General features: G+C 67.5%; 11 protein-coding genes and 1 pseudogene. 6 read left to right on the forward strand and 6 right to left on the reverse strand.

What is annotated here, in order from left to right:
* The first annotated feature begins 6 nt into the window (after nt 1-6).
* Nucleotides 7-1,449, forward strand: a complete 1,443-nt coding sequence (locus HWX00_RS29095) for a coniferyl aldehyde dehydrogenase (RefSeq protein WP_059561506.1) — start codon at nt 7-9, stop codon at nt 1,447-1,449.
* Between the two features lie 81 nt (nt 1,450-1,530).
* On the opposite strand, the gene HWX00_RS29100 is transcribed toward HWX00_RS29095, so the two are convergent.
* Both HWX00_RS29100 and HWX00_RS29105 read right to left on the reverse strand, forming a co-directional pair.
* On the reverse strand, nt 1,531-2,562 hold the full coding sequence (locus HWX00_RS29100) for a serine/threonine protein kinase (protein WP_034190264.1): 1,032 nt from the start codon (nt 2,560-2,562) through the stop codon (nt 1,531-1,533).
* 47 nt (nt 2,563-2,609) lie between these two features.
* Entirely contained in the window at nt 2,610-2,822 is a 213-nt protein-coding gene (locus tag HWX00_RS29105) for a hypothetical protein (protein ID WP_006477514.1), read from the reverse strand.
* A gap of 663 nt (nt 2,823-3,485) precedes the next feature.
* Here HWX00_RS29105 and HWX00_RS29110 point away from each other — a divergent pair.
* Complete coding sequence (locus HWX00_RS29110; protein WP_034190263.1) at nt 3,486-4,373, forward strand: DMT family transporter; 888 nt, start codon at nt 3,486-3,488, stop codon at nt 4,371-4,373.
* 300 nt (nt 4,374-4,673) lie between these two features.
* A complete protein-coding gene (locus HWX00_RS29115; RefSeq protein WP_011353526.1) occupies nt 4,674-4,859 on the forward strand; it encodes a hypothetical protein in 186 nt (61 codons plus the stop codon).
* 112 nt (nt 4,860-4,971) lie between these two features.
* Here the strand turns inward: HWX00_RS29115 and mgrA are convergent, their stop codons facing one another.
* The gene (mgrA, locus tag HWX00_RS29120; RefSeq protein WP_034190262.1) at nt 4,972-6,015 is read right to left on the reverse strand and encodes an L-glyceraldehyde 3-phosphate reductase; all 1,044 of its coding nucleotides are present in this window, start codon (nt 6,013-6,015) and stop codon (nt 4,972-4,974) included.
* 191 nt (nt 6,016-6,206) lie between these two features.
* On the opposite strand from mgrA, the gene HWX00_RS29125 reads away from it, so the two are divergent.
* Nucleotides 6,207-6,413, forward strand: a complete 207-nt coding sequence (locus tag HWX00_RS29125) for a DUF3185 family protein (RefSeq protein WP_034190261.1) — start codon at nt 6,207-6,209, stop codon at nt 6,411-6,413.
* Nucleotides 6,414-6,564: 151 nt separating this feature from the next.
* Here HWX00_RS29125 and HWX00_RS29130 read toward each other — a convergent pair whose 3' ends face one another.
* On the reverse strand, nt 6,565-7,338 hold the full coding sequence (locus HWX00_RS29130) for a phytanoyl-CoA dioxygenase family protein (protein ID WP_049028738.1): 774 nt from the start codon (nt 7,336-7,338) through the stop codon (nt 6,565-6,567).
* Nucleotides 7,339-7,690: 352 nt separating this feature from the next.
* On the opposite strand from HWX00_RS29130, the gene HWX00_RS29135 reads away from it, so the two are divergent.
* The gene (locus HWX00_RS29135) at nt 7,691-8,032 is read left to right on the forward strand and encodes a hypothetical protein (RefSeq protein ID WP_034190259.1); all 342 of its coding nucleotides are present in this window, start codon (nt 7,691-7,693) and stop codon (nt 8,030-8,032) included.
* A 113-nt stretch (nt 8,033-8,145) separates the two neighbouring features.
* Here the strand turns inward: HWX00_RS29135 and metK are convergent, their stop codons facing one another.
* Complete coding sequence (metK, locus tag HWX00_RS29140) at nt 8,146-9,333, reverse strand: methionine adenosyltransferase (RefSeq protein WP_175029310.1); 1,188 nt, start codon at nt 9,331-9,333, stop codon at nt 8,146-8,148.
* Between the two features lie 265 nt (nt 9,334-9,598).
* Here metK and lpxL point away from each other — a divergent pair, with 265 nt between their 5' ends.
* Nucleotides 9,599-10,483 carry a lauroyl acyltransferase LpxL gene (gene lpxL / locus HWX00_RS29145; RefSeq protein ID WP_034190258.1) on the forward strand — a complete coding sequence of 295 codons (885 nt, stop codon included), beginning with the start codon at nt 9,599-9,601 and terminating at the stop codon, nt 10,481-10,483.
* Between the two features lie 30 nt (nt 10,484-10,513).
* On the opposite strand, the pseudogene HWX00_RS37455 reads toward lpxL, so the two are convergent.
* Nucleotides 10,514-10,672, reverse strand: a pseudogene (locus HWX00_RS37455) (HigA family addiction module antitoxin); the annotation flags it as partial.
* Between the last annotated feature and the right edge of the window lie 82 nt (nt 10,673-10,754).

A 10,754-nucleotide genomic window follows, 5' to 3' on the forward strand; every position in this document is an offset into this window, starting at 1 on the left:
GACGACATGAAGAACGACCTGCCCGAACTGGCCCCGCAAGCACTGCCGTCGGTCGACGCGCTGACGGCGCTGCTGCGCGACCAGCGCGCGGCGTACCTGCGCGCACCGTATCCGGCATGGGAGACGCGCATGCAGCACCTGCGCGCGCTGCGCACGATGCTGATCGACCATGCGGACGCACTCGCCGAGGCGATCAGCGCCGATTTCGGCCATCGCGCGAAGCAGGAAGTGCTGCTGTCGGAAATCTGGATGGCGAAGGAAGAGATCGACGACGCGCTGAAGCACGGCAAGCGCTGGATGAAGCCGATCCGCAAGCCGATGAACAAGTGGCTGCGGCCGGCGCGCGCGAAGGTGATTCCGCAGCCGCTCGGCGTGGTCGGCATCGTCGTGCCGTGGAACTATCCGGTGCTGCTCGCGGCCGGGCCGCTGATCTGCGCGCTCGCGGCCGGCAACCGCGCAATCATCAAGATGTCGGAACTGACGCCGCGCACGTCGGCCCTGTTCGAGCAACTCATCGGCAAGACCTTCACGCGCGACCACGTCGCGGTCGTGAACGGCGACGCGGAGGTCGGCGCCGCGTTCAGCGCGCTGCCGTTCGATCACCTGCTGTTTACCGGTTCGACGCATGTCGGCCGCCACGTGATGCGTGCGGCCGCCGACAACCTGACGCCCGTCACGCTCGAGCTCGGCGGCAAGTCGCCGGCCATCGTCGGCCCGAACGCGCGCTTCGACGCGGCCGTCGACGCGATCGTCGCCGGCAAGTCGCTGAATGCGGGCCAGACCTGCATCGCGCCCGACTACGTGCTGCTGCCGCGCGGGATGGAAGCCGCGTTCATCGAGCGCGCGCGGGCACGCTTCGCGAAGCTGTATCCGAACCTGGCGACGAACGGCGACTACACGACGATCGTGTCGCCGCGTCACTACGCGCGCCTGCAGCAACTCGCGAGCGACGCGCAGGCCGCCGGCGCGCAGTTGCATCCGCTGTCCGACGCACCCTCCGATCCCGCGTCGCGCCGCTTCGTGCCGTGCGCGGTCACGCAAGTGCCGGCCGCGTCGCAGTTGATGCAGGAGGAAATCTTCGGGCCGCTGCTGCCGCTCGTGCCGTACGAGCGGCTCGACGAGGCGATCGCGTACGTGAACGCCCGCCCGCGTCCGCTCGCGCTCTACCTGTTCGACGAGGATGGCGGCACGATCGACCGCGTGATGCGCGAAACGATCTCGGGCGGCGTGACGATCAACGAAGCGCTGATGCACATCGCGTGCGGCAGCTTGCCGTTCGGCGGTGTCGGCGCGAGCGGCATGGGCGCATACCACGGCTACGACGGTTTCGTGACGTTCTCGAAGATGAAGCCCGTGCTCACGCAGGCGCGCCTGAACACGCGCAACCTGCTTGCGCCGCCGTACGGCAAGCGCTTCGCCGCGCTGATCAAGCTGATGCTGAAGCTCTGAGGCAGCCGTATCGGACGGGCCGCGCGCATCGCGCCGCGGCCCTTGCCAGCCTGCCGCGCGGCGGGGATGCCGCGCGTGCCGTCACACGGGCCAGAGCGGCCCTTCCTGCATCGCGCCGATCTGCTCGCGCAACTCGAGCACGCGCGCTTCCCAGTAACGGTGCGTGTTGAACCACGGGAAGGCGGCCGGAAACGCGGGATCGTCCCAGCGCCGCGCAAGCCATGCCGCGTAGTGGATCAGCCGCAGCGTGCGCAGCGCTTCGACCAGATGCAGCTCGCGCGGCTCGAATTCGCAGAAATCCTCGTAACCGGCGAGCAGGTCCGCGAGCGCGCGCGACGCGCCTTCGCGATCGCCCGGCAACAGCAGCCACAGATCCTGGACCGCCGGCGCCATCCGGCTGTCGTCGAAGTCGACGAAATGCGGGCCGGCATCGGTCCACAACACGTTGCTCGGATGGCAGTCGCCGTGCGTGCGCAGCAGGCGGATGTCGCCCGCGCGTTCGAACGCGGCCTCGACGCCCTCGAGCGCGAGCGCGACGGCCGTCTCGTAGGCCGGTCGTACGTCATCCGGAATGAAATCGTGCGCGAGCAGGTAGTCGCGCGGCTCGTAGCCGAACGTATGGATGTCCAGCACGGGACGCGCGACATACGGCTCGGTCGCGCCGACCGCGTGAATCCGGCCGATGAAGCGGCCGAGCCATTCCAGCGTGTCGCTGCGGTCGAGATCGGGGGCGCGCCCGCCGCGCCGCTCGAAAATCGAGAAGCGGAAGCCGTCGAACGCGTGCAGCGTACGGCCGTCGAATGTGCGCGCGGGCACCGCCGGAATCTCGCGCGCGGCGAGTTCGGCGACGAACGCATGCTCTTCGAGAATCGCGTCGTCCGACCAGCGTGCCGGGCGATAGAACTTCGCGACGACCGGCGGGCCGTCTTCGATGCCGACCTGGTAGACGCGGTTTTCGTAGCTGTTGAGGGCGAGCAGGCGCCCGTCGGTGCGCAGGCCGGCCGGTATCAGCACGCTGTCGAGCGCGTCGAGCACGCACTCGGGCGTGAGGCCGGCGAACGGCGGGCTGGCGGGAGAAGCGGGAGCGGAAGTGGCGTCTGTCATGTCCCGCATTGTGCCGCCGGCCGGACCGAAAGACGAGCGTCCGGTGCGGCGCCCGCTTAGTGAAGCGCCGCGCCGGCCGGCAGCACGGATTCGCCGGTGTCGATCAGGTCCTCGAGAAAGAACGGCTCGGTGTTGAGTTCTTTCGACTCACCCGGCACGCCCGCGTACCAGGTCACCATGGCCATGTCGCCCAGGATGCGCTGGACGATGCCGCGCGCGCCCTTCGGCACCGCGATATGGGTAGTGCAGACAATCGACCCGATATGCATGATGGTTCCCCACTCTTGACTCTTGAAACCCGGCCCGCTGGCGGGCCGGCAAATGCACGATCCGCGCCGCTCTCGACGAAGCGTTGCGCGTCATCCCATTGTTCACGGTTTATCGAAGCACGAAAAGAAGAAGAAGCAGGCGAAGTGCCGCGAATTCGTCGAATGTCTCCAATCAACCACTGCGCCGGGCACGTACTTGCCCGCCCGGTTACCCCCATCATACCCTGTCGAATGTGACTGCCCGCCGAAACCGCCCGGCACGCCGGCACGCCGGCACGCACGTGATCGACGCATCGCGTCGTTCGTGATGCGACGCCGCCGACAAGGGTTGCGCTCGATCCTTGCCTTGCGGTACCTTTGGCCCTCATCCGCGTTCAATCGCCATCCGACACGATGCATCCGCTCACGTCCGCCCTCGCCCAATCCCGGCCGCAGTTCGACTCGCGGCCGCAGGCGTGCGCGCATCCGTCGGTCCTGCCTCCTCCTGTCGCACCGCCGCTCGTCGGCGCCGCGCCGCCCCCTCCGGCAGCGCGCGCCGGCTGACCAGCCGGCTGCCGTTTCGTCTTCCATTCGCCCCCGCTGGCCGCAGTGCGTGCGTCGTCACGTACCGCCTGTTGCCGCGCGCGGATGGAACGTTCCGATCCGTTCGACAGGTGGATTCACATGGTTTCGTTCAAACGCGCGCTTGCCGCGCATGGCGCGACGTCGCTCTTCGTGCTGCTGTGGAGCAGCGGCGCGATCTTCTCCGAACTCGGTCTGCGTCACGCGTCCGCATTCGCCTTTCTCACCGCGCGCTTCGCGCTCGCGTCGCTCGTGCTGCTCGCGCTGGCCGTCATGCGCAAACGCTGGCTGCCGCCGCGCGGCGAGCGGCGCATGGCCGCGCTGACCGGCGTGCTGATGATGGGCGGTTATTCGATCTTCTACCTGCTCGCACTCGAGCGCGGAATCGCGCCCGGTGTGCTCGCAACGATCCTCGGCGTACAGCCGATCCTCACGCTCGCGATCGTCGAGCGACGCTGGCAGCCCGTGCGCGTCGCGGGTCTCGCGCTGTCGCTGGCCGGGCTCGCGCTCGTCGTGTGCCGGGGCGCGAGCGGCGGTGCGGGCGGCCTGTCGGCGGCAGGCATCGCGTGCGCGCTCACCTCGCTCGTCGCGCTGACCGCCGGCTCGCTGCTGCAAAAGCGCGTACGCGCGGCGCCCGCCGACGTGCTGCCGCTGCAGAATGCGATCGGCCTTGCGCTGTGCGTCGCGATCGTGCCGTTCCGGCCGGTGTCGTTCGAGACGAGCTGGGCGTTCGTCGTCCCGCTGCTGTGGCTCGGCGTCGTGATTTCGGTGATCGCGCAACTGCTGTTCTACCGGTTGATGCAGCGCGGCGATCTCGTGAACGTGACGAGCCTGTTCTATCTCGTGCCCGTCGTCACCACGCTGATGGATGCCGTGTGGCTCGGCAACCGGCCGGAGCCGCTCGCGCTCGCCGGCATGGGGGCGATCGTCGCGGGGCTCGCGCTCGTGTTCCGCGCATCGGCCGCCCGCGCGCAACCCGAGCGCGCGTAAGCGTGCGGGCCGCCGCGCCGCGCTGCGGCGGCCCGCATCGGACACATGCGCCCAGTGCGCGAAAAACGAAAGGAACGGGAAAGATACGCGCAAGGCGTTCGTCTGGCTTGCGGAAAAAATGCGTGTTTCCGCGGGCTTTCCGCTGATTTTTAATGGTTCGGATAGCGAAAAGCGCCGCCGGTTGCCTATACTCGAATTGACCGCCCCGCTCGCAAACGGGTCGGGCCAACACTAGAAACACCCGGCATGGGGCCGAATCAAGCGCCAACGCGCTGACTCCGGCCGGCACTGGAGACACGCATGACGACCTATTTCACGATCGGCGACTTCATCCTGTTGATTCCGATGGCGCTGGCCGGAGCGCTGTTTCTCGGCGCGGTACCGTGCGCCACCGAATTCCGTCACAACCTGCTGCGCGTGCTCGGCGTCATCCTCGGCGTCGGCGTCGCGGTATTGCTCGTCGAAGGCCTGCCTGCGCTGATCTAGCGCGGCACCCGGCGTTATCGCACGCATCGCTGCGCCGCGGCGATGCGAGGGGTTGCCCGCCCGCCCGCGATACGGCATGCGAGATCGTTTCGCATGCCGTATCGACTGTCGGTCAGATCGCCTGATCGGTGGACGGCTTTTCCCACAGATTGATGCCGCCTTCGGTCGCGTAACGATCGATCTCCGCCAGTTCCTCCGCCGAGAATTCGAGGTTCTTCAACGCGCCGACGTTTTCGCGCACCTGCTCCGCACGGCTCGCGCCGATGAGCGCGGACGTCACGCGGCCATTGCGCAGCACCCACGCCAGCGCCATCTGCGCGAGGCTCTGCCCGCGCCGCTCGGCGATCGCGTTGAGCTTGCGCACGTGCTCGAGGTTGTCCGCACTCAGGTGATCCTGCTTCAGCGAGCCGCCGCCCGGCTTGTTCACGCGCGCGTCGGCCGGCACGCCGTTCAGGTATTTCGACGTGAGCAGGCCCTGCGCGAGCGGCGTGAACGCGATGCTGCCCGCGCCGACGTCGTCGAGCGCGCCGAGCAGGTCGCCCTCGATCCAGCGGTTCAGCATGTTGTACGACGGCTGATGGATCAGCAGTGGCACGCGGTACTGCGCGAGCAGCTCGGCCATCTCGCGCGTCTTCGCGGCCGAATACGACGAGATGCCGATGTAGAGCGCCTTGCCTTGCTGCACGGCCGACGCGAGCGCGCCCGCCGTTTCCTCGAGCGGCGTGTGCGCATCGAAGCGGTGCGAGTAGAAGATGTCGACGTAGTCGAGCCCCATGCGCTGCAGGCTCTGGTCGAGACTCGCGAGCACGTACTTGCGCGACCCGCCGCCGCTGCCGTACGGCCCCGGCCACATGTCCCAGCCGGCCTTCGTCGAGATCAGCAGCTCGTCGCGATACGGCCGGAAATCCTCCTTCAGCAGCCGGCCGAAGTTGGTTTCGGCGCTGCCGTACGGCGGCCCGTAGTTGTTCGCGAGATCGAAGTGGTTGATGCCGAGATCGAACGCGGTGCGCAGGATCTCGCGCTGCGTCGAGATCGGCGTCGAGTCGCCGAAGTTGTGCCACAGGCCAAGCGACAGGGCGGGCAGTTTGAGCCCGGATTTGCCGCAGGTGCGGTATTGCATGCCGGCATAACGTTCGGAAGCTGCTTCGTAGGCCATGAGTAATTCCCGTCAGGACATCGGACAGAAGGACGCGCGCCGGCCGCGCACGGCGCGGCGGCGGCGAAGGAGTCGTACGACGACTATGTTAGCGAAAGCGGCCGGAACGCGCACGGCCGCGTCGCGATGGACGCGACCGCGGTCGTCGCCTACACTGCGGCGTCTCGAATCACCGTTTCAGCGAGGTTGGTATGTCCCGGGTCATCTCGGTTGCATTGCTCGTCGGCGGCGTCGTGCTGCTGTACTTCGGCGGCCAGTCGTTCCATTCGATCAACGACAACGTGTCGCGCTTCTTCACCGGTTCGCCCGCGACGAAGACGATCCTGCTGATCGTCGGCGGGGCCGTCGCATCGCTCGTCGGCCTGATCGGCCTCGCGATGCCGGGCGCCAAGCGCTGATCGCGCGGCCGCACCGCACACGCACGGCCCGCGTCCTGCGATCGGGCCGCACCAAACGAAACGGGCGGCCAGGCCGCCCGTTGCTTCATGCGCCGGCGATGCGCCGCATCGCCCGATACGTCGCGGCATCTGCGCGCCGCCCGATTCGCACCTAGAACTGCACTTCCGGCTTCGACGCCGAGCGCGTGCCGGGCACCGGCCGGTTGCTCGCGCCGTGGTACGTGTACACGAGCGAGAATTTCACCTGGTCGGAGCGGTTCTGTCCGGCCGAATGCAACGTGTTGCAGTGGAAGAACACGACATCGCCCGTCTGCAGCGGCGGGCAGGTCGCCGCGTCGATCAGCTTGCGGTTCTCGGGCAGGTCGCCGCGGAAAAACTTCGCGTCGTCGAACGCTTCCGGCCCGAATTCCGCCGTATGCGAGCCCGGCACGAGCCACAGCGCGCCGTTCTCGTTCGTTTCCGGCCCCAGCGCGAGCCACACCGACACCATGTCGGGACGCGCGAACGACCAGTAACGGAAATCGCGGTGCCACCCCGTCAGGCTGCCGTACGCGGGATGCTTCGTCATCATGCAGTTGTGATGCGCGCGCGACAGCACGGGCTCTTCACCGAAATACTCGCGCATCCACGCGCCGATTTCGGGGGCGATCGCCCGCTCGGCGAATGCCGGATCGCGCGAGTACGCATCGAGCAGCCGCCGCACCGTGTGCCCGCCCGGCGCATGCTTCGACTCGGGCGCGCCCGGGTAGCGAAGATCGGCTTCGAATTCGATCGGCTCGGCGGCCTCGCGCAACTGGCGCTCCGCGATCTGCCTGAGCGTCGCGCACTGCTGCTCGCCGACGAGGCCGCGCGCGACGACGAAGCCGCGCTCGCGCAATTCCGCGACTTGCGCGCGGATCGATTCCGACTGCAATGAAGACGACATGGGATGCCAGACGTTTATTGTGTGAATGTGACGATTGTAAATCGGCGCCGGATGCCGCGAACAGCGCCATTGTCGTGCGCAGGGGCATGCCAATCGCGGATTTGATCCGGCTCAAGGGAACTGTTCGTCGCGGCACCTGCCTCACCGACAGGCGGTATGCGGCACACGCCTTGCGGCTCAAGGGTTTATCGCGACTTTTGCCCGTCATGAATCCCCTGTAGCCTGTCGCGGCCTGTCAATTCTGGCGGGCGCGGCGCGCAGCGAGTTTCGGTAAGATCCGTTGCGCCATCCGAGGCCGTTCATACCAGTGCGCTCTCCAGGGCGCCACCCATACAAGCGAAGCATCGTTCACATGCCATTCCGTCTGACTTCCCGTTTCAACCGCGCTGCGAAGCGCGTCGTGCCGCCCGCTCCTGCCCGCTCGCTGCGCCATCACCGCGCCCGCACGCAGGCGCTGGCCGAGCGTACGCCCGCGCACAGCCGGCTGGACGGTATCCGTGCGTGGTTCCACGCATTTTTCTCGATGATGAGCGCGCAGGCATTCACACGCCGTGCCGGCCTGCGCTCGCTGCTGCAGAAGCCGTCGTCGCTGCGCGCGCTCGCGTTGCGCCGCGCGCTCGGCCCGCAGCGCCGCATCAACCGCCCGCGCCGCCTCGCGGCCAGCAACGGCTGGTTCGGGTTCGGCGCACGCTGAACGCGCGCCGGCGGGCACACCCGCCCCGCCACGATCGCCGCCGTTGCGCCGGCGATCGGCACCCATAAAAAAACCCCGGCAAGCCGGGGTTTTTCTTTGCGGGCGAACGACGCTTACGCGACGCGTGCCGTCGGCTCGACGCCAGCCGCTTCGGCCAGGGCGAGCGCCTTGTCGGTCGCTTCCCACGAGAATTCCGGCTCTTCGCGGCCGAAGTGGCCGTAGGCAGCGGTCTTCTCGTAGATCGGGCGCAGCAGGTCGAGCATCTTGATGATGCCCTTCGGACGCAGGTCGAAATGCTCGCGCACGAGCTTCGTGATCACCGCATCCGACACGCGGCCCGTGCCGAACGTGTTGACCATCACCGAGGTCGGCTCGGCCACGCCGATCGCGTACGACACCTGGATCAGCGCGCGCGACGCGAGGCCGGCGGCGACGATGTTCTTCGCGACGTAGCGGCCTGCATACGCGGCCGAACGGTCGACCTTCGACGGATCCTTGCCCGAGAACGCGCCGCCGCCGTGCGGTGCGGCACCGCCGTACGTGTCGACGATGATCTTGCGGCCGGTCAGGCCGCAATCGCCCTGCGGGCCGCCGATCACGAACCGGCCGGTCGGGTTCACGAGGAACTTGATGTCGCCCTTGATCAGCTCGGCCGGCAGCGTCGGCTTGATGATTTCCTCGATCACGGCTTCGCGCAGCGCCGGCAGTTCGATGTCCGGTGCGTGCTGCGTCGACAGCACGACGGTGTCGATCGAATCGGGCTTGCCGTCGACGTAGCGGACCGTCACCTGCGACTTCGCGTCCGGACGCAGCCATTGCAGGCGGCCGTCGCGGCGCAGGCTGGCCTGGCGCTCGACGAGGCGGTGCGACAGGTAGATCGGCAGCGGCATCAGTTCCGGGGTTTCGTCGCACGCATAGCCGAACATCAGGCCCTGGTCGCCCGCGCCTTGGTCGAGGTTGTCGTCGTGTGCACGATCGACGCCCTGCGCGATGTCCGGCGACTGCTTGTCGTATGCGACGAGCACCGCGCAACCCTTGTAGTCGATGCCGTATTCGGTGTTGTCGTAGCCGATGCGCTTGATGGTGTCGCGCGCGATCTGGATGTAGTCGATGTTGGCCGTCGTGGTGATTTCACCGGCCAGAACGACGAGACCCGTATTGCACAGCGTTTCGGCCGCTACGCGGGAATATTTGTCCTGCTCGAGGATGGCGTCGAGAATCGCGTCCGAGATCTGGTCCGCGACTTTGTCCGGATGGCCTTCGGAGACGGATTCGGACGTGAAGAGATAATCGTTTGCCACTTTTTCAGGCTCCTGTGTGGTTACGGTTGGTTTCACGTAGCCAGCTTCGTTGGGCCTGAAGCGGCGACGCTTTAGCGGATTACCAGGACCGGGCAGTGCGTGTGGCACCTGCCGGCTTCGCCCCGCAAGTTGTCAGTTAACTCGGCGAAGCCCGTATTATAGCGGCTTTCCTGAATTGTCACAGAGCGCCGCCCGTGCTGCATCTTCCGCTGTCTTACCACCCTGTTCTCGACATGCCGGCCAGCCGGTCCCTCGGAGGTTTCGCATGCTAGGTCGTCTAGCCACGCACCTCGCCATCGGCTTGCTGAAACTGCTCGCCCTGCTGCCGTACGGCCTGACCGCACGGTTCGGCGATGGTCTCGGCTGGCTGCTGTACCAGATCCCCAGCCGGCGAAAGCGCATCGTACACACCAATCTGAAACTCTGCTTCCCGGACTGGAGCGACGCGCGGCGCGAGGAAGTGGCGGGCCAGCATTTCCGCCATGCGATCCGCAGCTACGTCGAGCGCAGCGTGCAGTGGTTCGGCTCGGAGAAAAAGCTCGCGAAGCTGATCCAGGTCGACAGCGCGGTCGATCTCGACGATCCCGACCTGCCGCCGACGCTGTTCCTCGGCCTGCACTTCGTCGGCATCGAGGCCGGTTCGATCTGGCTGAATCGTTCGCTGCACCGCCGCTGCGGGTCGCTGTACCAGCCGTTCTCGAATGCGGTGCTCGAGGAAGCGGCGAAGAAGGCGCGCGGGCGCTTCGACGCCGAGATGGTCGGCCGCGCGGACAGCGCGCGCGTCGTGCTGCGCTGGCTGCGCGACCGCAAGCCCGTGATGCTCGGCGCCGACATGGACTACGGGCTGCGCAACTCGACGTTCGTGCCGTTCTTCGGCGTGCCGGCCTGCACGCTGACGGCCGTCGGCCGGCTCGCGAAGACGGGCCGCGCGCAGGTCGTGCCGTTCATCGGCGAGGTGCTGCCGAACTACAAGGGCTACCGTCTGAAGGTATTCAAGCCGTGGGATCACTACCCGACCGGCGACGACGATCTCGACGCGCGGCGGATGAACGCATTCCTCGAGGAGCAGATCCCGCTGATGCCGGAGCAGTATTACTGGGTCCACAAGCGCTTCAAGACGCGCCCGCCCGGCGAGCCGAGCCTGTACTGACCCTGCCGCGCGAAACCCGCGGGCGCGCCGTCACGTGCGCGCCTGCGCTCTCGCCACCTTCGGCGCGCCGCGCGCCCGCCACGGATCGTAGGCCGACTGCTGCGCGAGCCACAGATCGGCCCGCCCCGTTACTATCTTCACGCCCCGATTGTCGGGGCTTTGGCCAGCCAGGCCCGGCATGATTCTCGCCCCCAGTCGCAGTCATGATCCGGGGGGTGTTGTCACCGGGCCTGGTGGGTGGCTGGTGATCGCTGATAGGGGTTTGGCCGGG

It is taken from the genome of Burkholderia seminalis DSM 23518, assembly GCF_902832885.1.
Taxonomy (GTDB): domain Bacteria; phylum Pseudomonadota; class Gammaproteobacteria; order Burkholderiales; family Burkholderiaceae; genus Burkholderia; species Burkholderia seminalis.